Source organism: Pseudomonas sp. GL-RE-29, from assembly GCF_019947275.1.
GTDB lineage: Bacteria > Pseudomonadota > Gammaproteobacteria > Pseudomonadales > Pseudomonadaceae > Aquipseudomonas > Aquipseudomonas fluorescens_A.
Map to the genome: position 1 here is coordinate 1 of NZ_JAGYGD010000042.1, position 24,621 is coordinate 24,621.

24 protein-coding genes and 4 tRNA genes are annotated in these 24,621 nt (G+C 59.3%); 21 read left to right on the plus strand and 7 right to left on the minus strand.

Annotation, left to right across the window (positions count from 1 at the left end; genetic code table 11):
- Positions 1 to 235: 235 nt before the first annotated feature.
- Positions 236 to 994 (minus strand): hypothetical protein, encoded by a 759-nt coding sequence (locus KGB21_RS25850; protein WP_223507129.1) that lies wholly within the window; start codon positions 992 to 994, stop codon positions 236 to 238.
- Between the two features lie 387 nt (positions 995 to 1,381).
- Here KGB21_RS25850 and KGB21_RS25855 point away from each other — a divergent pair.
- From KGB21_RS25855 to KGB21_RS25870, 4 genes are all read left to right on the plus strand, one after another.
- Positions 1,382 to 1,457 (plus strand) — tRNA-Glu (locus KGB21_RS25855).
- Positions 1,458 to 1,459: 2 nt separating this feature from the next.
- Positions 1,460 to 1,535: transfer RNA gene (locus KGB21_RS25860), tRNA-Gly, on the plus strand.
- 104 nt (positions 1,536 to 1,639) lie between these two features.
- Positions 1,640 to 1,715, plus strand: a tRNA-Glu gene (locus KGB21_RS25865).
- 3 nt (positions 1,716 to 1,718) lie between these two features.
- A tRNA-Gly gene (locus KGB21_RS25870) sits at positions 1,719 to 1,794 on the plus strand.
- A gap of 82 nt (positions 1,795 to 1,876) precedes the next feature.
- On the opposite strand, the gene cqsA is transcribed toward KGB21_RS25870, so the two are convergent.
- From cqsA to KGB21_RS25885, 3 genes are all read right to left on the minus strand, one after another.
- A complete protein-coding gene (cqsA, locus tag KGB21_RS25875) occupies positions 1,877 to 3,097 on the minus strand; it encodes an alpha-hydroxyketone-type quorum-sensing autoinducer synthase (protein ID WP_223507130.1) in 1,221 nt (406 codons plus the stop codon).
- A 185-nt stretch (positions 3,098 to 3,282) separates the two neighbouring features.
- Entirely contained in the window at positions 3,283 to 3,921 is a 639-nt protein-coding gene (locus KGB21_RS25880) for a LysE family translocator (RefSeq protein ID WP_223507131.1), read from the minus strand.
- 90 nt (positions 3,922 to 4,011) lie between these two features.
- Entirely contained in the window at positions 4,012 to 4,638 is a 627-nt protein-coding gene (locus KGB21_RS25885; RefSeq protein ID WP_223507132.1) for an alanyl-tRNA editing protein, read from the minus strand.
- A 91-nt stretch (positions 4,639 to 4,729) separates the two neighbouring features.
- Here KGB21_RS25885 and KGB21_RS25890 point away from each other — a divergent pair, with 91 nt between their 5' ends.
- Positions 4,730 to 5,728, plus strand: coding sequence for a LysR family transcriptional regulator (locus KGB21_RS25890; protein WP_223507133.1), 999 nt, complete (start codon positions 4,730 to 4,732; stop codon positions 5,726 to 5,728).
- Between the two features lie 60 nt (positions 5,729 to 5,788).
- Here KGB21_RS25890 and KGB21_RS25895 read toward each other — a convergent pair whose 3' ends face one another.
- Together KGB21_RS25895 and KGB21_RS25900 are read right to left on the minus strand one after the other, a co-directional pair.
- A complete protein-coding gene (locus tag KGB21_RS25895; RefSeq protein WP_007972361.1) occupies positions 5,789 to 6,196 on the minus strand; it encodes a PA2817 family protein in 408 nt (135 codons plus the stop codon).
- Positions 6,197 to 6,277: 81 nt separating this feature from the next.
- The gene (locus tag KGB21_RS25900; RefSeq protein WP_034149982.1) at positions 6,278 to 8,725 is read right to left on the minus strand and encodes an acyl-CoA dehydrogenase; all 2,448 of its coding nucleotides are present in this window, start codon (positions 8,723 to 8,725) and stop codon (positions 6,278 to 6,280) included.
- 248 nt (positions 8,726 to 8,973) lie between these two features.
- Here KGB21_RS25900 and KGB21_RS25905 point away from each other — a divergent pair, with 248 nt between their 5' ends.
- The 4 genes from KGB21_RS25905 to KGB21_RS25920 all read left to right on the plus strand — a co-directional run bounded on the left by KGB21_RS25905 (position 8,974) and on the right by KGB21_RS25920 (position 12,143).
- Positions 8,974 to 9,633 (plus strand): transglutaminase-like domain-containing protein, encoded by a 660-nt coding sequence (locus KGB21_RS25905; RefSeq protein ID WP_223507134.1) that lies wholly within the window; start codon positions 8,974 to 8,976, stop codon positions 9,631 to 9,633.
- 44 nt (positions 9,634 to 9,677) lie between these two features.
- Entirely contained in the window at positions 9,678 to 10,301 is a 624-nt protein-coding gene (locus tag KGB21_RS25910; protein WP_034149980.1) for a glutathione S-transferase family protein, read from the plus strand.
- A 133-nt stretch (positions 10,302 to 10,434) separates the two neighbouring features.
- Positions 10,435 to 11,367 (plus strand): ABC transporter ATP-binding protein, encoded by a 933-nt coding sequence (locus KGB21_RS25915; RefSeq protein WP_034149979.1) that lies wholly within the window; start codon positions 10,435 to 10,437, stop codon positions 11,365 to 11,367.
- On the plus strand, positions 11,364 to 12,143 hold the full coding sequence (locus KGB21_RS25920; RefSeq protein ID WP_034149978.1) for an ABC transporter permease: 780 nt from the start codon (positions 11,364 to 11,366) through the stop codon (positions 12,141 to 12,143). The genes KGB21_RS25915 and KGB21_RS25920 overlap by 4 nt, the downstream gene beginning before the upstream one ends.
- Before the next feature lie 201 nt (positions 12,144 to 12,344).
- Here the strand turns inward: KGB21_RS25920 and KGB21_RS25925 are convergent, their stop codons facing one another.
- A complete protein-coding gene (locus KGB21_RS25925; RefSeq protein ID WP_034149977.1) occupies positions 12,345 to 12,860 on the minus strand; it encodes a DUF2062 domain-containing protein in 516 nt (171 codons plus the stop codon).
- Positions 12,861 to 12,996: 136 nt separating this feature from the next.
- Between KGB21_RS25925 and KGB21_RS25930 the strand changes: the two genes are divergently transcribed.
- From KGB21_RS25930 to KGB21_RS25985, 12 genes are all read left to right on the plus strand, one after another.
- Positions 12,997 to 15,231 (plus strand): DNA internalization-related competence protein ComEC/Rec2, encoded by a 2,235-nt coding sequence (locus tag KGB21_RS25930; protein ID WP_223507135.1) that lies wholly within the window; start codon positions 12,997 to 12,999, stop codon positions 15,229 to 15,231.
- A gap of 98 nt (positions 15,232 to 15,329) precedes the next feature.
- The gene (locus tag KGB21_RS25935) at positions 15,330 to 15,965 is read left to right on the plus strand and encodes a MotA/TolQ/ExbB proton channel family protein (protein WP_223507136.1); all 636 of its coding nucleotides are present in this window, start codon (positions 15,330 to 15,332) and stop codon (positions 15,963 to 15,965) included.
- Positions 15,962 to 16,390, plus strand: coding sequence for an ExbD/TolR family protein (locus KGB21_RS25940; protein ID WP_034149974.1), 429 nt, complete (start codon positions 15,962 to 15,964; stop codon positions 16,388 to 16,390). The genes KGB21_RS25935 and KGB21_RS25940 overlap by 4 nt, the downstream gene beginning before the upstream one ends.
- The gene (lpxK, locus tag KGB21_RS25945) at positions 16,390 to 17,400 is read left to right on the plus strand and encodes a tetraacyldisaccharide 4'-kinase (RefSeq protein WP_223507137.1); all 1,011 of its coding nucleotides are present in this window, start codon (positions 16,390 to 16,392) and stop codon (positions 17,398 to 17,400) included. The genes KGB21_RS25940 and lpxK overlap by 1 nt, the downstream gene beginning before the upstream one ends.
- 25 nt (positions 17,401 to 17,425) lie before the next feature.
- On the plus strand, positions 17,426 to 17,611 hold the full coding sequence (locus KGB21_RS25950) for a Trm112 family protein (protein WP_003179363.1): 186 nt from the start codon (positions 17,426 to 17,428) through the stop codon (positions 17,609 to 17,611).
- Positions 17,608 to 18,372 carry a 3-deoxy-manno-octulosonate cytidylyltransferase gene (gene kdsB / locus KGB21_RS25955; protein WP_034149972.1) on the plus strand — a complete coding sequence of 255 codons (765 nt, stop codon included), beginning with the start codon at positions 17,608 to 17,610 and terminating at the stop codon, positions 18,370 to 18,372. The genes KGB21_RS25950 and kdsB overlap by 4 nt, the downstream gene beginning before the upstream one ends.
- Positions 18,372 to 18,836, plus strand: coding sequence for a low molecular weight protein-tyrosine-phosphatase (locus KGB21_RS25960; RefSeq protein ID WP_034149971.1), 465 nt, complete (start codon positions 18,372 to 18,374; stop codon positions 18,834 to 18,836). The genes kdsB and KGB21_RS25960 overlap by 1 nt, the downstream gene beginning before the upstream one ends.
- Positions 18,833 to 19,852, plus strand: coding sequence for a UDP-N-acetylmuramate dehydrogenase (murB, locus tag KGB21_RS25965; RefSeq protein ID WP_223507138.1), 1,020 nt, complete (start codon positions 18,833 to 18,835; stop codon positions 19,850 to 19,852). The genes KGB21_RS25960 and murB overlap by 4 nt, the downstream gene beginning before the upstream one ends.
- Positions 19,853 to 20,230: 378 nt before the next feature.
- Positions 20,231 to 20,701: a (2Fe-2S)-binding protein gene (locus KGB21_RS25970; protein WP_034149969.1), complete on the plus strand. Its 471-nt coding sequence runs from the start codon at positions 20,231 to 20,233 to the stop codon at positions 20,699 to 20,701.
- The gene (locus KGB21_RS25975; RefSeq protein WP_223507139.1) at positions 20,698 to 23,016 is read left to right on the plus strand and encodes a xanthine dehydrogenase family protein molybdopterin-binding subunit; all 2,319 of its coding nucleotides are present in this window, start codon (positions 20,698 to 20,700) and stop codon (positions 23,014 to 23,016) included. The genes KGB21_RS25970 and KGB21_RS25975 overlap by 4 nt, the downstream gene beginning before the upstream one ends.
- The gene (locus KGB21_RS25980) at positions 23,016 to 23,999 is read left to right on the plus strand and encodes an XdhC family protein (RefSeq protein ID WP_223507140.1); all 984 of its coding nucleotides are present in this window, start codon (positions 23,016 to 23,018) and stop codon (positions 23,997 to 23,999) included. Before KGB21_RS25975 ends, KGB21_RS25980 begins: the two co-directional genes overlap by 1 nt.
- Positions 23,996 to 24,592, plus strand: coding sequence for an NTP transferase domain-containing protein (locus tag KGB21_RS25985; protein WP_034149966.1), 597 nt, complete (start codon positions 23,996 to 23,998; stop codon positions 24,590 to 24,592). The genes KGB21_RS25980 and KGB21_RS25985 overlap by 4 nt, the downstream gene beginning before the upstream one ends.
- Positions 24,593 to 24,621: the final 29 nt, after the last annotated feature.

Sequence of the window (24,621 nt, forward strand, 5' to 3'; positions counted from 1 at the left end):
GAGTTGAAGGGGATGGTGGGGCATTTCAGGCTTTGATTGCGGCCTGATAGAAATGCGTACTTGTGTAGGAGCCGGCTTGCTGGCGATGGTCGTTAACGATTACACGCAGTGACGGGTTGAACGCGGTGTACCAATCGCCAGCAAGCTGGCTCCTACAGGTCATCTTTGTTCCCCGAGATTCCGTGAGCCCAAAGAAAAGCCACCTTCCGGTGGCTTTTCTGTATTCGCTCAATGATCAGTCGTAGATCACTTTCTTCTTCCAGTCCGCATCCGCCTCGACGTCCTTGAGGCCTTCGGTCAACTGGTTGACTTCACCTTCTACCGGGGCAATGCGGTCCATGACTTGCGCGTTGGCGCGGGCCAGGAGTTTTTCCAGGTATTCCAGCTGTTCGGCGTAGACCTGTGGTTCCTGTTGTTTGCGCAGGTATTGCACGCCACGTTCGAACGCCAGGCGTGCCTGACCCGGCTGGTTCTGTTGCAGGGAATGCTGGCCGAGATTGTTGAAGAATTCGATGTGCAGCAGCACCAGGATATGGCGAACCTCACGGATCCAGCGCTTGGCTTCATTGGGTGGCAGGAAACCGTCCTGGGCGGCGCGGGTGATTTGGCCGTGCAAGGCTTCGAGCAGGAAGCGCACGTCCTTGGCCTTGGCTTCGGTCTGGATCGGTGCCGGCGGGTTGTTGACCGGGATCGACTCGCCTTGGCCAACCAGGGTCTCAAGCTCGGTGATTCGTGCTTTAAGGTTGGAGCTGGTCTTTTCCAGGTTCAGCAGGCGTTGGCAGACGTTCAGTTCCAGGCGGGTTATCAGCAGCTTGAGCGCTGGTGTCATTAACTGGCCGGGAAAGGTCTCGGTGATTTCTCCGCAACGACGCAGGCGATCGTTGAGTTCAACCTTGGTGCGGGCCCTTTCCACCTTATTGTTTTCCACCACATGGTTGATGTAGCCAATGGCGATCAAGAGTGCGATCCCGACTACGACGAGCAGGGTGATCATGAGTGGTGTCACCGGTAAGACCTCTCTTATAGGGTTTGTGCGCGAGTGTAGTGGCTTGGCATTTAAGCGCCTAGGGCCGCTCGACGAGTTGGATCAGCGGGCTTCAACTTGTATCGGCCTGGACCTGTTTATATAGATGCTGGCACTCACGGAGCAGATTGCCATCACTCGTGCGTCGACTATAACGTCTTGGCGGGTGTCAGAATATAGGCGCCAAACACCGGATGACGGAAAAACCGGAATGCTGCCGAAAAGCAGGGCGAAGTCATTGATTTAAATAAATTTATAACTGGGGGTTGACGACCTCTCAATCCATCCATAGAATGCGCGCCACTTGCAGCGTAAAGCACACAGCGAAACGAAGCAGGTAGTGAATGTTGTACGTGTGTCCCCTTCGTCTAGTGGCCTAGGACACCGCCCTTTCACGGCGGTAACAGGGGTTCGAGTCCCCTAGGGGACGCCAATGCGGGAATAGCTCAGTTGGTAGAGCACGACCTTGCCAAGGTCGGGGTCGCGAGTTCGAGTCTCGTTTCCCGCTCCAATTTTAAACAGCGTTGCTTTCGGGCAGGGCTGAGTGAAACCAGAACCAAGTCTTCGGATGCGGATCTGGGCACCGAAACACACACCATGTGTTCCGGGCAGCGTGTCCCCTTCGTCTAGTGGCCTAGGACACCGCCCTTTCACGGCGGTAACAGGGGTTCGAGTCCCCTAGGGGACGCCATTTGCGGGAATAGCTCAGTTGGTAGAGCACGACCTTGCCAAGGTCGGGGTCGCGAGTTCGAGTCTCGTTTCCCGCTCCATATTTAACAAAAACGCCGCTCAGCAATGAGCGGCGTTTTTGTTTGTGCGCGATTTGTACCTGTCCTAACAGTCGGCTGATGTCTAACGTCTCCATAGCTTTAGCCTTACATCATTTCTAATGTCAGCGCAGGCTTCGATCAGACGCTCAATATCTTCATCGCTGAGACCAGAGTTCATTGAAAGTCGAATTAATGAGCGATTGAGTCCGGTTGCGGGAGCGCAGAAAACTGAGCCGAATATGCCTCGCGCCTGCAAGGCGTCCCGCAATCGCAAGGTCAGCAATTCAAGCCCCGGTTCCAGGGCAATAATCTGTTCGCTTCCTGCACTCACGTCATAGCCGAGTTGCGTGAGGGCTGTTCTGACTTTACGGGTGATTGCATGCAGCCTGCTGCGCCGGTCATCGGCGTGCTGCAGAAATTCAGCAGCCTGTTCGAACCAGGTCAACTCGTGATCGAGCAGGCTGGAGCTGAAAATGGCGGGATAGGACTCCATGGCAAAATAATCCCTGAAACTGGCAGGGCACGTAATCAGACCGGCGCGCCCGGCAAATGCCTTGGCCAGGCTGACGGTTTGGAAATGAACTTTGTCGTACAGGTGATGGTGAGCGACCAGTCCTGCGCCCTGTGTCCCATGCGTTCCGAGAGAATGGGATTCGTCGACGACCAGCGCGCAATTATGCCGTTGGGCAACATCGGCGAAATCAGTCAATGGGCAGCGACTGCCATTGGTGCTGTAGATCGCATCGACGGCAATGATTCCCTGACCATGTTTCTTGATCTGGCGCTCCGCATGCGTGGCGTCGTTGTGAGCGAAAGCGACTGAGCGCGCACCCGCGGCGTGCGCTCCCTGCCACAAAGACATGTGCGCATGGATATCCAGATAAACAGGGATGGTGGGGCTGGCAATAGCTTGCAGCAGTCCAACATTGGCGGTCCAGCCTGATTGGCAAAGGATACTGGCTTGAGCGCCCATGAAGTGCGCCAACCGTTGCTCCAGCTTGGCCATGGGCGTGTCACCGTGAAGGAACACGGCAGACATCAACAATTGGTGCCGGGTTTGAAGGACGGCGCGGGCCTGGGCTTCGATCAATTGATGCTCGGTTGCCAGGCAAAGATAGTCGTTGCTCGACAGATGCAGTGCGTCGGGACCCGGTTCTGCGCCACGCAACAAATGCTGACCTGCCCAGCGTTGCTGGACCCGCCCAATGGAGTGACTTTCTATTCGTGCCTGAACAAAGTCAGGCAGGTAAGCGTAGTGGGGTTGTTGCGGGGCAGGGTGGTGTATTAAGTGTGATTCCGGCATGGATCAACTCCTTTGCGCAGCGATCAGTAGGTTTGATCGCCGTGCCTCGTTGATCGAACTACACCCCCGAAAGCTCTCCCTGACTACTGTCAGAGTTGACAGTTCTTTAGAGAATTCGACGAATGACCACCAAATAAAAAGGCCCGCCAGTCAGTCTGAGCGGGCCTTTTTAATGCGCGGTGAATTTACATCGACAAAATCAACCGTCCCGCAAAAAGAATAAGGATCACGCCCATCGTGCGTTCGAACCAGTGCCCCATCCGCATAAACAGCAACCTCACCCTGCTGCTTGAAAAGAACACCGCAACAATCACAAACCACAGCGCATTCACAACGCACATCCACACTCCGTACAGCGCCTGAATCTCCAGCGGCGTGCTGGCGCTGATGATGGTGGTGAAGATTGCCAGGAAGAACAGGGTGGCTTTGGGGTTGGTGGCGTTAGTCAAAAAGCCTGTAGTAAACGCCTTCAGCAACGTTTGCTCGACGACGGGTTTATCAGTCGGCTCATCGCCTTCCATAACTGACTTCGGACGACTGCGCAGCAGGTTCACACCCAGATAAAGAATGTAGGCACCGCCCACGACCTTGGCCACCGTCAGCAACCAGGGAATGGTGTGCATCAACGCACCTACGCCCAGTAAGGTGTACAGCACGTGAACGGAAATCCCCGCGCCGATCCCCAAGGCTGTACAGATGCCAACCACGCGGCCGAAACGCACGCTCTGGCGAATCGTCACCGCAAAATCCGGTCCGGGAGCGACCACGGCCAGAAAGTGAATGGTCGCCAGCGCCAGAAACTCACCCAGGTAATTCGAAAGCATCTCAGGTCCATCTATCAGAGCGTCAACGAAGCCTGCGAATGCAGGCTCCCTCGGAGGTATGCGATGTCGCAGGCGACATCGCCTAAAGGCTCAATCCACGTGATAGTGGACGGACAACGTGCCTTTCTTTTGCGAAACGGATTCGATTGTGACCGTGCCCAAATCCTTCAGGCTCCGTACATGGGTGCCACCGCAGCCATAGGCGGGCAGTTCACCGAACCCGATTTCCCGGTCGCCTTCGCGCAACGACGTCAGGCGCGGTAGATCGTGGGCGATCCACTGCTCGATGCCGTGTTGAACGGTCTGGACGTCGACGTCGAGTGCCGATTCTGCAGGCTTGAACTGCACGCGACCTTCGCCAGGCCAGTGATGCGCCTTGATCGGCATCCAGCCCATGGCCTGGACTAAATGGCCAATCAAATGGCCGGTGGAGTGCATGCGTGTATTGAGCTGGCGGCGCGGCTCATCGACCCGGATCTGGGTCATGCCAGGCTTTACCGGATGATCGACGAAATGGACGATCCGATCCGGATCCTGAACCACGCGCAGCACCCGGCTTTCGCCAATCCAGCCGGTGTCAAAGGGTTGCCCGCCGCCCTGAGGGTGAAACAATGTTGCGCGCAACACCACGGCGAACTCGTTCTCATGGGGCGTGCATTCCAGGATTTCCACATTGGCCTTGAGGTCATCACTATGGAAAAAGAGGCGAAGCGTCATATTCCATGCTCGTATGAATGTTTCCATTTTTCATTATATGAAGTGTGGAATTACGTGATAATCCGTTCAAACATCAAAGGACTGTTGCGTCGTGAGCATAAATCTTCCACTGCCGCTGCTCGGAGAAATGGCGATTTTCGTCAAGGTTGTCGAGACCGGCAGCTTCTCCGAAGCGGCTCGTCAATTGGGCTCTTCGCCCTCGGCTGTGAGTCGCAGCATCTCGCGACTGGAGAAGGCGCTGGCCACCCGTTTGCTGCAACGGACCACGCGCAAGTTACGTTTGAGTGACGGTGGCGAGGAGGTATTCAAGCGTTGTCAGGAGATGGTCAACGCGGCTCGCTCAGTCATGGAAATCAGTGGTCAGTTCACAGATGAGCCCGAGGGGGTGGTGCGCCTCAGCGTCCCGAAAGCGGTCGGCCGGATCGTAATTCACCCGCATATACCGGAGTTTTTGCGCCGTTATCCCAAGGTGGATGTAGAGCTATTGCTGGAGGATCGGCAGGTGGACCTGATCGACGATCACGTCGACCTGGCGATTCGTATCACCGACCGGCCGCCAGCGGGATTGGTGGGGCGACAGTTGCTGAGCATCGACCATTTACTCTGCGCCACACCCCAATATCTGGCTGAGCACGGTACGCCGACTCACCCCCATGACTTGCTCAACCACAGTTGCATTTACTTGGGCGAAACCCCGAGCGATGCGCGCTGGAAGTTCAAGAAAGGCAGCAAATCTGTCACCGTCGGCGTGCGCGGGCGATACGCCGCCAATCACACGGGTGTACGTTTTGGCGCGGTGTTGCAGCATATCGGTATTGGCAGCCTGCCGTATTTCACGGCGCGTCGTGCCCTGGAGAAGGGGTTGATGGTGCAAGTGCTGCCAGACTGGACGTTTCTGGCGTCCTACCACGGCGGCGCCTGGTTACTGCATTCGCCTACTCGCTACCTGCCACCCAAGCTACGGGTGTTGATCGATTACCTGGTGGAGTGCATGGAGAATGAACCGACGCTGGGCAAACCAGGCAAGCCCGGCAACTTGAGTACGGCTGTATCGGAGTATGAGTTGCCCGAGAGTGATGGGTTGTTCTGAATCAAAAGCAAAAGATCCAAAAAAATAGGCCTGCATGTTCAACCATGCGGGCCTTTTGCATCAGTGCTTACTGTCCTGATTCGACAACGCCAGCAGCTGCTTTTCCTGGTTCCAGTCAAACGGTTCGTCATTCTGTTCGGCTTCGAAGCGACGTTCTTCCAGCGCCTGATACAGGTCGATTTCATCATCGGGCATGTAGTGCAGGCAGTCACCGGCGAAGTACCACAGCAGGTCGCGCGGCACCAAATGGGCGATTTGCGGATAGCGGGTGATGACCTGGCAAAGGATGTCCTGGCCCAGATATTGGCTTTCGATCGGGTCGACCGGCAGCAGTGCAAGCAGTTCGTCGAAGCGCTCGAGGAACAAGGCATGGCTTTCGTCGGGAACCTGTTCGGCCTCACCCACGGCGACCAGGATGCTGCGCAAATGGTCGAGCAAAACGAGATGGTCGGCAACGATGTTGGACACGAGATAAGTCCTCAAGAGCAAAACGGGCGCGGGAGTATAAAGCTCCCGCGCGCATTTTCCCATGATAGAGAGCCGGATGGGTCAGCGGACCTTACCATCGGTCAGTGCTATTTCCTCTTTATCGAAATCATCGACATCGATCACCTTGCGCTGCGCCGCTTCTGCGTCACGCAGGGTCTGCGCTTCGACCGGTTGCAACACGCCGGCTTCCAGTGCCGCATCGATGACATGTTCGCCAGCGGCCGGTTTGAGTTGGCCGCTCTTGAGCGCGACATGCAGTTTTTTTCGCAAGGGTTGTGCAGCGTTCAACTGATCGTAGGCGTGTTGCAGGACACCTACCGGATCTTCGTTCGATTGCGGGCGATAGCAGCCTAAGAGCAATTCCTCCAGGGCCGGATCGCCCTTGGCACGACCGATCACTGCTGCAACTTCGGCACCGAGCTTGTCCGATGGCCCCTTATGGCGACGACCGAACGGGAACACGATCACCCGCAACAGGCAGCCCAACACCTTGTTCGGGAAGTTGCTCAGCAGCTCATCCATGGCTCGCTCGCCGTGCCCCAGGCTTTCCTCCATGGCCCAGGTGAACAGCGGCGTCATGTATTCCGGCGCGTCGAGGTCGTTGTAGCGCTTGAGCGCGGCGCTCGCCAGGTACATGTTGCTGAGGACATCACCCAGACGTGCCGACAGGCGTTCGCGGCGTTTCAGTTCGCCGCCGAGCAACATCATGCTGAGGTCGGCGAGCAGCGCGAACGCAGCGGCCTGACGGTTGAGTGCGCGGAAGTAACCTTGGCTGAGCTTGTCGCCGGGCACGTGTTCCAGATGCCCGAAACCGAGGTTCAGCACCAACGTGCTGGCCGCGTTGCTCACCGCAAAACCGATGTGTTTGAGCAGCAAACCGTCGAATTCGATCAGTGCCTGATCCTTGTCCTCGCGAGTCGCGAGGGCCATTTCCTTGAGTACGAAAGGATGGCAGCGAATTGCGCCTTGGCCGAAGATCATCAGGTTGCGCGACAGAATGTTCGCGCCTTCCACGGTAATGAAAATCGGCGCGCCGTTCCATTTGCGCCCGAGGTAGTTGTTCGGCCCCATGATGATCGCCTTGCCGCCGTGCACATCCATCGCCTGGCTGATGCACTCGCGACCGCGTTCGGTGAGGTGGTACTTGAGAATCGCCGACAGCACCGATGGTTTCTCGCCGAGGTCCACTGCGTTGGCAGTCAGCATTCGTGCGGCGTCCATCATCCAGGCGTTGCCACCGATACGCGCCATGGCTTCCTGGATGCCTTCGAAAGCGGAGATCGGAACGTTGAACTGCTCGCGAATCTGCGCGTACTGGCCGGTTACCAGGCTAGTGAACTTGGCCATGCCAGTGCCTACCGCCGGCAGGGAGATCGAACGCCCGACCGACAGGCAATTCATCAGCATCATCCAGCCTTTGCCGAGCATTTCCTGGCCGCCGATCAAGAACTCCAGCGGCACGAAAACGTCCTTGCCGGAGTTCGGGCCGTTCATGAACGCCGCACCCAATGGCAGGTGTCGACGGCCGATTTCAACGCCGGGGAGATCGGTCGGAATCAGTGCCAGGCTGATGCCCAGGTCTTCCTCTTCTCCCAGTAAATGGTCCGGATCGTAAGCCTTGAACGCCAGGCCGAGCAGGGTGGCCACCGGGCCCAGGGTGATGTAGCGCTTTTCCCAGTTCAGGCGCAGGCCGAGGGTTTCCTTGCCTTCCCATTCACCTTTGCAAATCACCCCGGTGTCGGGCATGCCGCCCGCGTCGGAACCGGCCAGAGGACCGGTCAGTGCAAAGCAGGGAATCTCGTCGCCGCGCGCCAGACGTGGCAGGTAATGGTTGCGTTGTTCGTCAGTGCCGTAATGCAGCAACAGTTCGGCAGGGCCGAGGGAGTTGGGGACCATCACGGTGGAGGCGAGGTCGCCGCTGTGGCTCGCCAGTTTCATCGCCACCTGGGAGTGGGCGTAAGCGGAGAAACCCTTGCCGCCAAACTCCTTGGGAATGATCAGGGCAAAGAAGCCGTTGTCCTTGATGTAAGCCCAAGCCTCGGCGGGCAAATCCATGGTTTGACCGAGCTGCCAGTCGCTGACCATGCCGCAGAGTTCTTCGGTCGGGCCGTCAATAAAGGCCTGTTCCTCTTCGCTCAGTTGCACTTTGGGATAGGACAGCAGTTTGTTCCAGTCCGGGCGACCACTGAACAGTTCGCCGTCCCACCACACGGTGCCCGCTTCGATGGCATCGCGTTCGGTTTCCGACATCGGCGGCAGGGTTTTCTGGAACCAGTTGAACATCGGTGCGCTGAAGAATTTGCGCCGCAGATCAGGCAATAGCAGGGGCGCCGCCACAGCGGCGGTCAGCACCCAGAAGATAAACAGCAGCCAACCCGGTGCGCGGCTGAACGCGCCCATTGCCAGCAGATAGACAGCCACGATGCCCAAGGCAGGCAGTGGCGCGATGCGACGGTGGGCTAAATAAGCTATCCCGACAACCAGAACCAGTATCCACAACAGCAGCATATTTAATCCTCCGTGAACCCAGGGCGAACCAACCCACAGAGCTTAGACGGCATCCGCGAAACGGGGTGGTCAGAGCGATGTGATTGAAATCGTGGGAAACCCTGGATGATTGTGTAGGCCTTATCCGCGACAGACCGTGAAAGATCGTTCATTGAGCGGGCGGCAAAGCGCCCATGTTTGGCCGAAACGTCGTTATCTCTGTGCTGAACCTCTCGCTAGACTCGGGACTTCCCCAGGAGATTGCCCTCATGCACGAGTATCTGAGTCCCGGTCGCTTCATCGATAGTGACCACCCCTCGGTGGTGGAGTTCGCCGAAAAACATCGTGGCGCCAGTCGCGACTCGCTCGAGCAGGCGATCCATCTCTATTACGCCGTGCGCGAGGCCGTGCGTTACAACCCGTATACCTTCAGCCGTGATCCGCAAACCTTGCGCGGCAGCTATGCGCTGACGACCGGGGAAAGTTACTGCGTGCCCAAAGCCACGTTGCTGGCCGGTGCAGCACGGCATTGCGGGATACCTGCACGGATCGGTCTGGCGGATGTGCGCAATCATTTGTCGACGCCGCGTTTGCTCCAATTGCTCAAGAGCGACGTGTTCGCCATGCACGGCTACACCGAGCTTTATTTGAACGGGCGTTGGGTCAAGGCGACGCCTGCCTTCAACCAGGGTTTGTGCGAGCTGTTCAATGTGGCGCCGCTGGAATTCGACGGGATCAACGACAGCGTTTTTCATCCCTTCAATCGCGACGGCGAGAAGTTGATGGAGTACCTGATTGATCACGGTCAATACACCGACGTACCGGAAACGTTCTTCTTCGAACACCTTGAAAAGTGTTATCCGCACCTGTTTGGCGAGCAGCTACCGCAGCTGCTGGGCGACATGCAGAGCGATTTGAGTCGCGCCTGATCCGGCGTATGCTGCCTGCGCATTCATCAATCGAGAGGGCGGTCATGCTGAAGATCTGGGGTCGGAAAAATTCATCGAATGTCAGAAAACCTTTGTGGGCCGCCGAGGAGCTGGGCCTGGACTACGAGGCCATCGATGCGGGCGGCGCCTATGGTGTCGTCGATACGCCCGAGTACCGCGCCATGAACCCCAATGGCCGTGTGCCGGTGATTGAAGACGACGGTTTCGTATTGTGGGAATCCAACGCCATCGTCCGTTACCTGTTGGCCAAACATGCGGCGAATACCCCGTGGTGTCCGGCAGATCCGCAAGTACGGGCCACCGCGGACAAGTGGATGGACTGGACCACTTCCAATTTGGCCGGACCGTTCCGCACGGTTTTCTGGGGCGTGTTGCGTACCCCGGCCGATCAGCAGGACTGGCCCGCGATCAAGGCTGCGATCAAGGAATGCGAAGCGCTGCTGGCGATGGCCGATCAAGCGCTGGCGACCAAGCCTTACCTGTCCGGTGACGAGATCGGCATGGGCGACATTCCCCTGGGCAGTTTCATTTATGCCTGGTTCGAGATGCCGATCGAGCGTGCGCCAATGCCACATCTAGAGGCTTGGTACGCGCGGTTGCAAGAGCGTCCGGCGTATCGCAAGGCCGTTATGACCGCGTTGACTTAATACCTACTATCGACACACTTGACTGTACTTGTGTGGCGGCGACAAGCACCATTGCGCTCATGCAGCGCGGTTGCATTGCTCGCCGCCCGCCACTATTTATCCTTTTCTTCCCTTCTTGGTGCATAAATCCGATATGAGTTCCGCTCTGTCCATCCGGCAGCTAACCAAAACCTACGGCAACGGTTTCCAGGCCCTGAGTGGTATCGATCTGGATGTCGCCGAAGGTGACTTCTTCGCCTTGCTCGGCCCGAACGGCGCCGGCAAATCCACGACCATCGGCATTCTCTCGACCCTGGTGAACAAGACCAGCGGCACGGTGAATATCTTCGGTCACGACCTGGACAAGAACCCGGCGCAGCTCAAACGCTCCATCGGCGTCGTGCCCCAGGAATTCAATTTCAACCAGTTCGAAAAGACCTTCGACATCGTCGTGACCCAGGCCGGTTACTACGGCATTCCATCGAAAGTCGCCAAGGAGCGCGCCGAGCAGTATCTGACCCAACTCGGTCTGTGGGACAAACGCGATGTGCCGTCGCGTTCGCTGTCCGGCGGCATGAAGCGTCGTTTGATGATCGCCCGTGCGCTGGTTCACGAACCGCGCCTGTTGATCCTCGACGAACCGACTGCCGGCGTGGACATCGAACTGCGACGTTCGATGTGGACCTTCCTCACCGAGCTGAACCAGAAAGGCATCACCATCATCCTCACCACGCACTATCTGGAAGAGGCTGAGCAGCTGTGCCGCAACATCGGCATCATCGACCACGGCGTCATCGTCGAAAACACCAGCATGAAGCAGTTGCTCGGTCAGCTGCATGTCGAGACTTTCCTGCTGGACTTGAAGAACGGTGTCAGCGCGCCGCCGCAACTGATCGGTTATCCGTCACGCTTGCTCGATGGTCACACCCTGGAAGTCCAGGTCGACAAGAGCATGGGCATCACGGCGCTGTTCACTCAGCTGGCGCAGCAAAACATTGAAGTGTTGAGCCTGCGTAACAAAACCAATCGCCTCGAGGAGTTGTTCGTGTCCCTGGTGGAGAAAAATCTGTCGAAGGTGGCGGTATGAGTTCCGAGCTGCAACCCAACCTCGTTGCCCTCAACACCATTGTTTACCGTGAGGTCCGGCGCTTTACCCGGATCTGGCCGCAGACGCTGCTGCCGCCAGCGATCACCATGGTTCTGTATTTCGTGATTTTCGGTAACCTGATCGGTCGGCAAATCGGCGATATGGGTGGCTTCACCTATATGGAATACATCGTGCCGGGGCTGATCATGATGTCGGTGATCACCAACTCCTACGGCAACGTGGTATCGAGTTTCTTCGGCAGCAAGTTCCAGCGCTCCATCGAAGAACTAATGGTATCGCCGGTTTCCCCGCACACCATCCTGATCGGCTACACCCTCGGTGGCGTATTGCGCGGGTTGATGGTCGGGATCATCGTGACGCTGCTGTCGCTGTTCTTCACCGATTTGCAGGTGCATCACCTGGGCGTGACCATTCTGGTGGTGGTGCTGACGGCAACGATCTTCTCGCTGCTGGGTTTCATCAACGCCGTGTTTGCGCGCAACTTCGATGACATCTCGATCATCCCGACGTTTGTGCTGACGCCGTTAACCTACCTGGGCGGGGTGTTCTACTCGATCTCGTTGCTGCCGCCATTCTGGCAGACCGTGTCGCTGGCCAACCCGGTGCTGCACATGGTCAACGCATTCCGTTACGGCATTCTTGGGGTGTCGGATATCCGGATCAGCATTGCGATTACGTTCATGCTGGTGGCAACGGTCGTGTTGTACCTCGGTTGTGCGCGGTTGCTGGTGAGTGGGCGGGGGATGCGTACTTAAGATCTCAGTACACAAATGCCCTGTAGGAGCCGGCTTGCTGGCGATGACGGCAGTTCAGTCGGCATCACCGCGCCTGCCTGCAATCGCCAGCAAGCCGGTTCCTGCAGATTGGGGGTTTGCAAATGCTGTTGCGGTTGTCGCCGCAATGGATAGGGTCCCAATCAAAACAGCGGCCTCCCAATGGGAGGCCGTTTTGCATTCTCACATCCGCCGCTGCTTGCGTCGCCGCCACTGCCGCGCTACCCACCAGCGCCAGTACATCATCACCAGGCAATAAGCCAACGCCCCCAGCACCAGCCCCGTCACCACCGACCCCAACAAGAATGGCTGCCACAAAGTCGATAACTCGCCGCGGATCCATTCCCAGGTCAGCTCATCCGGCAGATGGCGAGCGGGGACGTCCATCAACCAGGCGCCGGTCTGATAAGTGCAGAAGAAAACCGCCGGCATGGTGATCGGGTTGGTCAGCCAGACCAGGCTCACCGCAATAGGCATGTTGCCGCGCACGATGATCGCGAGAATCGCAGCAACCAGCATCTGCAACGGAATCGGCAGGAATGCCGCGAACAGACCGACCGCCATGGCCCGGGCGACGGAATGGCGATTGAGGTGCCAGAGGTTCGGGTCATGCAGCAGAGTGCCGAGAAAGCGTAAGGATTTGTGTTCCTTGATGCTGGTCGGGTCTGGCATGTAGCGTTTGAATAAGCGCCGGGGCATAAGGCTTCTCGGTCGGTTAAGGCGGCAAGTATGTCTGGATTCTGCGGGCCGCCCATTCAGACTTTGTGACAATTAATAACGACGGCCGTGCGATCACTCGTCTATGCCTAGGGACGGGACTCTCAAGGACGGGCTTATGCGCACAGGGATGTTGGCGCTGGCGTTGGGTCTGTTGGCCTTGCGTTTTTTACCGGCATTGCCGCCGGTCGGGTTATGGCTGTTGATGCCGGTTGTAGGTTTGATGTTGTTGCCGTTCAGGACCTATCCGGTAGCGTTTTTCCTGTTCGGTTTGAGTTGGGCCTGTTTGCAGGCGCAATGGGCGCTGGATGATCGCTTGCCCCCGAACCTGGACGGTCAAACGCGCTGGGTCGAAGGGCGGGTGGTGGGCTTGCCCCAGCACAACGACGGCGTGGTGCGTTTCGAACTGGCGGACGCACGCTCGCGACACGGCAAAGTGCCGCCACTGATGCGCCTGGCCTGGTACGACGGACCACCAGTGAACAGCGGCGAACGTTGGCGACTGGCGGTCAAGTTAAAGCGTCCTGCCGGGCTGCTCAATCCCCATGCCTTCGATTACGACGCCTGGCTGCTCGCGCAACGCATCGGCGCGACCGGCACGGTCAAGGACGGCGAACGACTGGCCGAGGCACGCTGGGCCTGGCGCGACGGCATCCGCCAGCGGTTGCTGGCGACAGACGCCCAAGGCCGAGCCGGGGCGCTGGCGGCGTTGGTGCTCGGAGACGGCGCCGGGCTCAGTCGCGAAGACTGGCAGGTGCTGCAAGACACCGGCACCGTGCATTTGTTGGTGATATCCGGGCAACACGTCGGGCTGCTGGCGGGGGTTGTGTATCTGTTGATTGCCGGACTCGCCCGTTATGGCCTGTGGCCAAGCCGCCTGCCCTGGCTGCCCTGGGCCTGTGGCCTGGCATTCGCGGCCGCAATTGGTTATGGGCTGTTGGCCGGCTTCGAGGTGCCGGTGCGTCGAGCCTGTCTGATGATCGGTTTGGTGCTGTTATGGCGTCTTCGCTTCCGCCATCTTGGCGCCTGGTGGCCTTTGCTGCTGGCGCTCAATGGCGTTTTGCTGTTGGACCCGTTGGCGAGTTTGCAACCGGGATTCTGGTTGTCGTTCGCGGCGGTGGCGGTGCTGATCTTCACCTTCGGCGGTCGGCTGGGACCGTGGCGCTGGTGGCAAACCTGGACCCGCGCGCAATGGCTGATCGCAATCGGCCTGGGCCCGTTGCTGCTGGTACTCGGCTTGCCGATCAGCGTTAGCGGACCGCTGGTCAACTTGTTGGCGGTGCCGTGGATCAGTCTGGTGGTGCTGCCACCGGCCTTGCTCGGGACGCTGTTGTTGCCGGTGCCTTATGTGGGCGAAGGGTTGCTGTGGCTAGCGGGTGGTTTGATCGACGGACTGTTCCGCGGCCTGGCCCTGATGGCCGGACAGATTCCAGCATGGGTGCCGACGGCGATTCCGCTGTGGGTCTGGTGCATCGGTGCCTTGGGCGCCGTTTTACTGTTGCTGCCGCGCGGCGTACCGATGCGCCCGTTGGGCTGGCCGATGCTGCTATTGCTGGTTTTTCCGCCACGCCCGATGTTATCGCAAGGCATCGCCGAAGTCTGGCAACTGGATGTCGGCCAGGGCTTGGCCATCCTTGTGCGCACGCGCCATCACACGCTGCTGTATGACACCGGCCCGCGTTTCGGCGATTTCGACCTCGGTGAACGAGTGGTGCTGCCGTCATTGCGCAAACTCGGCGTGAAACAACTTGACCTGATGCTGATCAGTCACGCCGACGCCGATCATGCCGGTGGCGCGCGGGCGGTTGCCAGTGGGCTACCAGTGACAAGGGTGCTCAGTGGCGACCCGCTGGCCCTGCCTGTCGAGTTGCACGCCGAGGCCTGTGAGAGTGGTCACCAGTGGACCTGGGACGCGGTGAAGTTCCAACTTTGGCAATGGCCGTCGGCCAGTGACAGCAATCAGAAATCCTGCGTTTTGCAGATTGAAGCCAATGGCGAACGAATGTTGTTGACCGGCGACATCGACATTGCCGCCGAAAAAGCTCTGCTTGACAGCCCCATGGCCGTCACCACCGAGTGGCTGCAATCACCGCACCATGGCAGTCGCAGTTCGTCATCGATGGCGCTGCTCAACGGCTTGCAGCCCAAAGCCGTGCTGATTTCAAGGGGGCAGGGTAATTCGTTCGGTCATCCGCACCCGACGGTGCTGGCGCGCTATCGAAAGCGCGACATGGCGATTTACGACAGTGCGGAGCAGGGGGCCATTCATCTGCAACTGGGACGTTTTGGATCGCCGCACGCAATGCGTCTGGAACGGCGCTTCTGGCGCGATCCGCCGCCCTTGAATCAATAACCGCGAGTTATGACAGGCCGACCGGATGCGACATCACGGTCTTCGGTGCGCCGACCCCCTATGTTAGAGTGGCGCACTTTTTCGAGGGGATTGTCACTGTGTGGGAATTGGTCAAATCCGGCGGCTGGATGATGCTGCCGATCATCCTGAGTTCCATCGCGGCAATGGCAATCGTTGCCGAGCGTCTGTGGACCCTGCGAGCCAGTCGTGTGACCCCGGAGCATTTGCTCGGGCAGGTCTGGGTCTGGATCAAGGACAAGCAACTCAACAAGGAAAAACTCAAGGAGCTGCGCGCCAACTCGCCACTGGGTGAGATCCTGGCGGCTGGCCTGGCCAACTCCAAACATGGTCGCGAGATCATGAAAGAGTGCATCGAAGAGGCCGCCGCGCGCGTCATCCACGAACTGGAGCGCTACATCAACGCCCTCGGCACCATCGCCGCCATGGCTCCGTTGCTGGGCCTGCTCGGTACGGTGCTGGGCATGATCGACATTTTCAGCGCGTTCATGGGCACGGGCATGACCACCAACGCCTCGGTGCTGGCCGGTGGTATCTCGAAAGCGTTGATCACCACGGCTGCGGGCCTGATGGTCGGTATCCCGTCGGTGTTCTTCCACCGTTTCCTGCAACGCCGGATCGATGAGCTGGTGGTAGGCATGGAGCAGGAAGCGATCAAACTGGTCGAAGTCGTTCAGGGTGATCGTGATGTAGACCTGGCTGGGGGCAAAGCGTGAAATTCCGCCGCAAGCAACGGGAGAACGTGGATATCAACCTCGCGTCGCTGATTGACGTGGTGTTTATCCTGCTGCTGTTTTTCGTCGTGACGACGACTTTTACCCGTGAAACCCAACTGCGCGTCGAGCTGCCGGAAGCCGTTAGCGGTTCGCCCGCCGAGGACCAATCCAAGCAACTGGACATCGCGATCAGTGCCGACGGCGTGTTCTCGGTGAACAACCAGGTCCTGCCGAAAAGCGATTTGGCCACCCTGATGGACGCATTGCAGAAAGAATCCAATGGCGACACCAATCGGCCGCTGTCCATCAGCGCCGACGGCAAATCCCAGCATCAATCCGTCATCACGGCCATGGACGCCGCTGGCAAGCTCGGCTTCAACCACCTGCGCATGACCACAGTCGAAGCGGCGGCGCCCGCGCCCTGATGGCCATGTCCGATCGCCTGCTCGCCGCTTGGTATCAAGGTCATCCGGCCCTCAAGCTGTTGCAGCCGCTGGAGTGGTTGTACCGGCGCGTGGTCATTAACAAGCGCAAGCGCTTCCTGGCCGGCGAGGGTGAGATCTACCAGCCGCCCGTGCCGCTGATCATCGTCGGCAACATCACCGTCGGCGGTACCGGCAAGACGCCGCTGATTCTGTGGATGATCGAGCATTGCCAGCGCAGCGGTTTGCGGGTCGGCGTGGTCAGCCGTGGCTACGGTGCCAAGCCGCCACGGTTGCCGTGGCGGGTCGAAGCCGATCAAAGCGCGGACGTTGCAGGTGATGAACCTCTGCTGATTGTCCAGCGCACGGGCGTACCTTTGATGATCGATCCGAATCGCAGCGCCGCCGTCAAAGCCTTGCTCGCGAGTGAGCCGCTGGACCTGATCCTGTCCGATGACGGTATGCAACATTACCGTTTGGCTCGTGACCTGGAACTGGTGCTGATCGACAATGCCCGAGGCCTGGGTAATCAGCGATGCTTGCCGGCCGGGCCTTTGCGTGAGCCGATGGAGCGTCTGCAAAGCGTCGACGCCGTGCTCTACAACGGTGCCGCGGCTGATCGTGACGGCGGTTTCGCCTTCCAGCTGCAACCGACTGCGCTGATCAATCTGCAAAGCGCTGAGCGTCGTCCCCTCGACCATTTCGCGCCCGGTCAGGCCTTGCACGCGGTGGCCGGGATCGGCAATCCGCAGCGTTTCTTCAATACCCTCGAAACGTTACACTGGCAGCCTGTTCCACATGCGTTTGCCGACCACGCCGAATACAGCGTGCAGGCCTTGAATTTTACCCCGTCATTGCCGTTGGTTATGACCGAAAAGGACGCGGTGAAGTGCCGTGCCTTCGCCGCCGCCGATTGGTGGTACCTGGCGGTTGATGCTGTGCCGTCGCCGGCCTTCGTGGCCTGGTTCGATACACAGCTGATGCGCCTGTTGCCGGCTCGTCTGTTGCCTTAAATCCGTTTTTTTCCAGGGAATGCTCATGGACACCAAATTGCTCGACATCCTCGCTTGCCCGGTCTGCAAAGGCCCGCTCAAGCTCAGCGCCGACAAGACCGAGCTGATCAGCAAGGGCGCCGGCCTGGCGTACCCGATTCGCGACGGTATCCCGGTGATGCTCGAAAGCGAAGCCCGTACCCTGACCACCGACGAGCGCCTGGATAAATGACCACAGCCTTCACCGTCGTCATTCCATCGCGTTACGCCTCCACCCGTTTGCCGGGCAAGCCGCTGCTGCTGATCGGCGGCAAGCCGATGATTCAGCACGTCTGGGAACAGGCGAGCAAAAGCAGCGCCCAGCGCGTGGTGGTCGCCACTGACGATGCGCGCATTGTCGAGGCCTGCAAGGGTTTTGGCGCCGAAGTGGTGCTGACTCGCGAAGACCACAATTCCGGCACTGATCGCCTGGCGGAAGTCGCGGCGAAACTGGGCCTGGCGCCCGACGCCATCGTCGTTAACGTCCAGGGCGACGAACCGCTGATCCCGCCGAGCGTGATCGATCAGGTCGCCGCTAACCTGGCGGCGCACACCGAAGCGCGCATGGCCACCCTGGCCGAGCCGATCGAAGACGTCGAAACCCTGTTCAATCCCAACGTGGTCAAGGTCGTCAGCGACCTCAATGGCCTGGCGCTGACTTTCAGTCGCGCCACATTGCCATGGGCGCGCGATACTTTCGCCCAAAGCCGCGAGCAGCTGCCGGAAGGCGTTCCGTACCGTCGCCACATCGGCATCTATGCCTACCGCGCCGGTTTCTTGCAGGACTTCGTCAACTGGGGTCCATGCTGGCTGGAAAACACCGAGTGCCTGGAACAACTCCGCGCGCTGTGGCACGGCGTACGAATTCACGTCGCCGATGCGCTGATCGCACCGCCGCCCGGCGTCGACACTGTTGAAGACCTTGAGCGCGTTCGTCGCCTGCTGGAGGCCTGATGCGGGTTTTGTTTGTGTGCCTGGGCAACATCTGCCGGTCACCCACGGCCGAAGGCGTGCTGCGGCATAAACTGCGCGAGGCGGGGCTGGCGGATCAAATCGAAGTCGCCTCGGCCGGCACCGGTGACTGGCACGTCGGCAAGGCACCGGACAAGCGCAGTCAGGCAGCGGCGAAACTGCGTGGTTACGACCTGTCCGCCCAGCGCGCCCAGCAAGTGACCCGCGCCGATTTCGCCACGTACGACCTGATCCTCGCGATGGACAACAGCAACCTGCGCAACCTCAAGGCCTTGCAACCGGCGAAGGGCAAGGCCGAGCTGGACCTGTTCCTGCGGCGCTACGAGTCGGACGTCGATGAAGTGCCTGACCCGTACTACGATGGCGATCAGGGCTTCGAGCAAGTGTTGGATTTGATCGAGCGTGCCAGTGATTTGCTGGTGATCGAGTTGAAGGGGCGGTTATGAGTTTGCAGGTGTGTTCGCAGGTTTCGCTCAAGCCGTTCAACAGTTTTGGCGTGGATGTTCAGGCCCGCCTGTTTGCCGAGGCGCATAGCGACGCCGATGTGCGCGAAGCGCTGGCCTATGCGCAGGAACATGATGTGCCGCTGCTGGTGATCGGCGGTGGCAGCAATTTGTTGCTGACTGCCGATATCGATTCGCTGGTGCTGCGCATGGCCACCCGTGGCATTCGGGTGGTGAGCGACGACGGCAACAAAGTGGTGATCGAAGCAGAGGCTGGCGAGCCTTGGCATCCGTTCGTGCAACACACCTTGGTTCAGGGTTTGTCCGGCCTGGAAAACCTTAGCTTGATTCCTGGCACCGTCGGCGCGGCACCGATGCAGAACATCGGCGCATACGGGGTGGAAATCAAGGACGTGTTTGCCGGCCTGACTGCGCTCGATCGTCAAAGCGGCGAACTGCGCGACTTCACCCTGGAAGAATGCAACTTCGCTTACCGCGACAGCCTGTTCAAACAGCAGCCGGGGCGCTGGCTGATTCTGCGGGTGCGTTTCAACCTCGACCGCACCGCGCACCTGCATCTGGAATACGGCCCGGTGCGCCAGCGCTTGACTGAACAAGGCATCGATCATCCGACCGCCACCGATGTCAGCCAGGCCATTTGCAGCATCCGCAACGAAAAACTGCCGGACCCGGTGGTGCTCGGCAATGCCGGCAGTTTCTTCAAGAACCCGTTGGTCTCGGCGGCGCTGGTTGCCCGACTCAAGGTCGAACATCCGGATCTGGTGGCCTACGCGCAACCTGACGGGCAAATGAAACTGGCCGCCGGCTGGTTGATCGAGCGGGCAGGGTGGAAAGGTTTCCGCGAAGCCGACGCGGGCGTGCACAAGTTGCAGGCACTGGTGCTGGTCAACTACGGCGGCGCCACCGGGTTGCAGTTGCTCGACCTGGCACAGCGCATTCAGAAAGACATTTCAGAGCGTTTCCATGTCGAGCTGGAAATGGAACCGAACCGTTATTGAAGCTACGCTTTCAGGATGGATCTCAAGCCCTGCACATCTTTCAATGTGCGGGGCTTTTTTATGACATTCATCCTGTAGGAGCTGCCGAAGGCTGCGATCTTTTGATCTTTTTTTTTAAAATCAAAATCAAAAGATCGCAGCCTTCGGCAGTTCCTACAGGGCTCGCGTTATCTATGCTTTCCGGGAAGAAGTTTTCTGTTAATGCTGGGTTAACTTAGCCGTCTGACGATCCAGCATTTATTCCACCAAAGGCCCAGTGCAGACGTGTTCGTCAGCACAAGAGAGCCCATTAGCCTGAGTCGATCTGTGATAACCAAACCGCTTGGCTAAAGCGGCAGATTGCTCGACCCCATAACCCAATACTATGCGGGCGTGCCCATGATTACCCTGAAGCTCAATGGTCAAGACCATCAACTCGACGTCACCGAGGACATGCCGCTGCTCTGGGCAATCCGCGATGTGGCCGGCTACAACGGCACCAAATTCGGCTGCGGCATGGGCTTGTGCGGTGCTTGCACCATCCATATCGAAGGCGCTCCGGCGCGCAGTTGCATCACGCCGATTGGCTCGGTAGTGGGGCAGAACGTCACCACTATCGACAATCTGCACGCCGACCCGGTCGGCAAAGTCGTGCAGCAAGCCTGGCTCGACACTGCGGTAGCCCAGTGCGGTTACTGCCAGGGCGGGCAAATCATGTCGGCCACTGCGTTGCTCAAGACCAATCCGAACCCGAGCGACGAGCAGATCGAAGAGGCGATGGTCGGCAACATCTGCCGCTGCGGCACCTACAACCGCATCAAGACTGCCATCCGCCAGGCATCCACTCACCTGAAGGAGGCCAAGGCATGAGCCAGTTACCGAATGATTTCGCCCTGAGCAACCTCAGCCGCCGTGGTTTCCTAAAAGGTGTGGGCGCTGCCGGTGCGCTGGTGGTCGCTGCGAGTTGGGGCTGGCAGGACGTGTTTGCCGAAGAAGTGAAGAAATTCGGCGCCGATGGCATGCCCAATGGTTGGGTGGATGATCCCAAGGTTTACGTCAGCATCGCCGCCGATGGCACGGTGACGGTGGTGTGCAACCGTTCAGAAATGGGCCAAGGCGTGCGCACCAGTCTGACCATGGTGGTTGCCGATGAACTAGAAGCTGATTGGGCTCGGGTCAAAGTGCAGCAGGCGCCGGGTGACGAAGTGCGCTTCGGCAACCAGGACACCGACGGTTCGCGCAGCATGCGCCACTGGTACGAGCCGATGCGCCGCTGTGGCGCCGCCGCGCGGACCATGCTCGAACAGGCCGCCGCCGACCAGTGGAAAGTGCCGGTCAGCGAATGCCATGCGCAGCTGCATAAAGTCATCCACAAACCCTCCGGCCGCGAGCTGGGTTATGGCGCCCTGGCCGCTGCTGCCGGTGCGTTGGCCGTGCCGGCGCGTGACAGCCTGAAGCTCAAACAACCTTCGGAATTCCGCTACATCGGCAAGGAGGGCACCAAGGCCATCGACGGTGAGGACATCGTCAACGGTCGCGCGGTCTATGGCGCCGACGTGCATTTCGACGGCATGTTGTTCGCCACCATTGCCCGGCCTGCGGTGTACGGCGGCAAGGTCAAGAGCTTCGATGGCAGCGCCGCGATGAAAGTCCCGGGCGTGGTCAAAGTGATTCAGATCGAAAGCCGTCCGCTGCCTTCGGAGTTTCAGCCGCTGGGTGGTATCGCCGTGGTGGCCAACAACACCTGGGCGGCAATCAAGGGCCGTGAAGCGCTGAAGATCGAGTGGGATGATGGCGCCAACGCCAGTTATGACTCGATTGCCTACCGCAAGGAACTGGAAGCCGCCTCGCTCAAGCCCGGCAAAGTAGTGCGCAATACCGGCAACATCGAGGAGGCCATGAGTAGCGCCGACAGCACCCTTGAAGCCTCCTACTACCTGCCGCATCTGTCGCAATCGCCGATGGAACCGATGGTCGCCATCGCCCGCTATAAGGATGGCGTGTGCGAAGCCTGGGGGCCGAGCCAGGCGCCACAAGTTACCCGTGAACGCATCGGCGAGCGCCTGGGCCTGCCGTTCGATAACGTCACGTTCAATGTCACGTTGCTAGGTGGCGGTTTCGGTCGCAAGTCCAAGCCCGATTTCATTATTGAAGCAGCCATCCTGGCCAAGGAATTCCCCGGTAAAGCCGTGCGGGTGCAATGGACCCGTGAAGACGACATTCATTGTTCCTACTTCCACACCGTATCGGCGGAGTACCTCAAGGCCAGTCTGAACAAGGACGGTCTGCCGTCCGGCTGGTTACACCGCACGGTGGCGCCGAGTATCACCGCGCTATTCGCCCCGGGCATGAACCATGAGGCTGCGTTCGAGTTGGGCATGGGCTTCACCAACATGGCCTATGCGATCCCCAACATCCGTCTGGAAAACCCCGAAGCCACCGTCCACACCCGGGTTGGCTGGTATCGCTCGGTGTCGAACATTCCCCACGGTTTCGCGATCCAGAGTTTCATCGATGAACTGGCGCACAAGGCCGGGGAAGATCCGCTCAAGTATCAGATCAAATTGCTCGGCCCGGATCGTCAGATTGATCCGCTTACCTTGAGTGAAGAGTGGAACTACGGCGAATCGCCCGAGCGTTATCCGATCGACACCGCGCGCCTGCGCACGGTACTGGAAACCGCCGCCAAAGCCGCCGGTTGGGGGCGCGAGTTGCCGAAGGGCCGAGGGTTGGGCCTGGCGGTGCATTACAGCTTCGTGACCTACGTGGCTGCGGTGATTGAGGTCGAAGTCAAAGACGATGGCACCTTGATTGTGCATAAGGCTGACATCGCTGTGGATTGCGGGCCGCAGATCAACCCTGAACGCATTCGCGCGCAATTCGAAGGCGCTTGCGTCATGGGCCTGGGCAACGCGGTACTCGGCGAGATCAGCTTCAAGGACGGCAAGGTGCAGCAGGACAACTTCCACATGTACGAAGTGGCGCGCATGTCCCTGGCGCCGAAGGAAGTCGCTGTGCATCTCGTCACGCCACCGGGCACCGTGCCCTTGGGCGGCGTCGGCGAACCGGGCGTACCACCGATTGCGCCGGCGCTGTGCAATGCGATCTTCGCCGCTACTGGCAAGCGCATCCGCGATCTGCCGGTTCGCTATCAGTTGCAAGGCTGGCAGAAGGCCAAGGCCTGATGGACAGCGTCGATCTGAACGTCTTGCGCAGCGTGCTGGAGTGGCGCCGCGCCGGTCAGCGGGTGGTGTTGTACAGCGTGGTCCAGACCTGGGGCACCGCGCCCCGGGCGCCTGGTGCCATGCTGGCCTTGCGTGAGGACGGTGTGGTGATTGGTTCGGTGTCCGGCGGTTGTGTCGAGGACGACCTGATTGCCCGGCTGCACGATGGTCGTATCCCGACCGACGGGCCGCCGGTGCAACTGATTACCTACGGCGTGACCCGCGAAGAGGCGGCGCGCTTCGGTCTGCCCTGCGGCGGCACCTTGCGTTTGACCGAAGAGCGCGTCGGCGAACCGGGTTGGGTCGCCGAACTGCTGGCGCGCTGCGAAGCCCATGAAATCGTCGCTCGCTCGCTTGATATTTCAAGTGGTGAAGTGCTGTTGCAGCCAGCTGACAAAACCGATGTGCTGGCTTTTGATGGCCAGACGTTGCGGGCCATTTATGGCCCGCGTTGGCGCTTGTTGCTGATCGGTGCGGGGCAGTTATCGCGGTATGTCGCCGAAATGGCGCGGTTGCTGGATTTCGAGGTGTTGATCTGCGATCCGCGCAGCGAGTTCGTCTACGGCTGGGAAGAGCAGCACGGGCGATTCGTCTCGGGCATGCCCGACGAGGCCGTGCTGAACATCCAGACCGACGAACGCACGGCGATTGTCGCCCTTACTCATGACCCGCGACTGGATGACATGGCTTTGCTGACAGCTCTTGATTCCCCGGCGTTCTATGTCGGGGCGCTGGGTTCACGGGTCAACAGTCAGAAACGTCGGGACAACCTGGCTCAACTAGGCTTGTCGCAGCAGGCCATCGATCGATTGCACGGGCCAATCGGCTTGCATATTGGCAGTCACAGCCCGGCGGAAATTGCCTTGTCGCTGATGGCCGAGATTGTGGCGATCAAGAACGGCGTCGAGTTGAAGCAAAAGAAGCCGGTACGGGAGGGCGCATGAGTGAAGCCATTGGTGTGATTGTTCTTGCCGCGGGGCAGGGCAGTCGGTTTCGACAGGTCGCGGGCGATGAAAAGGACAAGTTGCTGGCGGACTGCGCGGGGCGTGATGGCGCAGTCCGATCCGTCATTGAGCAGGTTCTGGTCAATCTGCCGGTCACGTTGGAAAAGCGGGTTCTGGTGACAACGGCTGATCGTCCACAGGTGATCCGCATGGCCAAGGCCTATGGCTGCGAAATCGTGCTGATCGAGTCGACTGGAATGGGAGACAGCATTGCGGCTGGAGTGGCGGCGTGTGCGCAGCTTGATGGTTGGTTGATGGTGTTGGGGGATATGCCGTTTATCCTGCCTTCAAGCATTGAGCAAGTTGTGGATGAAGTGGCCGATGACTGCATCAGTGTGCCGGTTCAGGACGGCGAATACGGGCATCCGGTGGGATTTGGCCGCAGCTTTGGATCGGGGTTGATGGCGTTATCGGGTGATCGCGGGGCCAAGCCGTTGTTTGCGCAGGGGCGGGTGGTTGAAGTGACGGTGGATGATCCGGGTGTGTTGTGGGATGTGGATGTGCCTGAGAAATTGATGTTTGGAGATAGCTGAAAGATCAAAAGATCGCAGCCTTCGGCAGC

Bases quoted from the DNA above. Each gene is read 5' to 3' on its own strand.
- KGB21_RS25960 (WP_034149971.1), top strand. From the start codon at position 18,372: ATGCGGGTTTTGTTTGTGTGCCTGGGCAACATCTGCCGGTCACCCACG.
- KGB21_RS25850 (WP_223507129.1), bottom strand. From the start codon at position 994: ATGATCACCCTGCTCGTCGTAGTCGGGATCGCACTCTTGATCGCCATT.
- KGB21_RS25900 (WP_034149982.1), bottom strand. From the start codon at position 8,725: ATGCTGCTGTTGTGGATACTGGTTCTGGTTGTCGGGATAGCTTATTTA.
- KGB21_RS25920 (WP_034149978.1), top strand. From the start codon at position 11,364: ATGAGTTCCGAGCTGCAACCCAACCTCGTTGCCCTCAACACCATTGTT.
- KGB21_RS25915 (WP_034149979.1), top strand. From the start codon at position 10,435: ATGAGTTCCGCTCTGTCCATCCGGCAGCTAACCAAAACCTACGGCAAC.
- KGB21_RS25885 (WP_223507132.1), bottom strand. From the start codon at position 4,638: ATGACGCTTCGCCTCTTTTTCCATAGTGATGACCTCAAGGCCAATGTG.
- murB (WP_223507138.1), top strand. From the start codon at position 18,833: ATGAGTTTGCAGGTGTGTTCGCAGGTTTCGCTCAAGCCGTTCAACAGT.
- KGB21_RS25985 (WP_034149966.1), top strand. From the start codon at position 23,996: ATGAGTGAAGCCATTGGTGTGATTGTTCTTGCCGCGGGGCAGGGCAGT.
- lpxK (WP_223507137.1), top strand. From the start codon at position 16,390: ATGGCCATGTCCGATCGCCTGCTCGCCGCTTGGTATCAAGGTCATCCG.
- KGB21_RS25975 (WP_223507139.1), top strand. From the start codon at position 20,698: ATGAGCCAGTTACCGAATGATTTCGCCCTGAGCAACCTCAGCCGCCGT.
- KGB21_RS25905 (WP_223507134.1), top strand. From the start codon at position 8,974: ATGCACGAGTATCTGAGTCCCGGTCGCTTCATCGATAGTGACCACCCC.
- KGB21_RS25930 (WP_223507135.1), top strand. From the start codon at position 12,997: ATGCGCACAGGGATGTTGGCGCTGGCGTTGGGTCTGTTGGCCTTGCGT.
- KGB21_RS25980 (WP_223507140.1), top strand. From the start codon at position 23,016: ATGGACAGCGTCGATCTGAACGTCTTGCGCAGCGTGCTGGAGTGGCGC.
- KGB21_RS25880 (WP_223507131.1), bottom strand. From the start codon at position 3,921: ATGCTTTCGAATTACCTGGGTGAGTTTCTGGCGCTGGCGACCATTCAC.
- KGB21_RS25925 (WP_034149977.1), bottom strand. From the start codon at position 12,860: ATGCCCCGGCGCTTATTCAAACGCTACATGCCAGACCCGACCAGCATC.
- kdsB (WP_034149972.1), top strand. From the start codon at position 17,608: ATGACCACAGCCTTCACCGTCGTCATTCCATCGCGTTACGCCTCCACC.
- cqsA (WP_223507130.1), bottom strand. From the start codon at position 3,097: ATGCCGGAATCACACTTAATACACCACCCTGCCCCGCAACAACCCCAC.
- KGB21_RS25910 (WP_034149980.1), top strand. From the start codon at position 9,678: ATGCTGAAGATCTGGGGTCGGAAAAATTCATCGAATGTCAGAAAACCT.
- KGB21_RS25970 (WP_034149969.1), top strand. From the start codon at position 20,231: ATGATTACCCTGAAGCTCAATGGTCAAGACCATCAACTCGACGTCACC.
- KGB21_RS25950 (WP_003179363.1), top strand. From the start codon at position 17,426: ATGGACACCAAATTGCTCGACATCCTCGCTTGCCCGGTCTGCAAAGGC.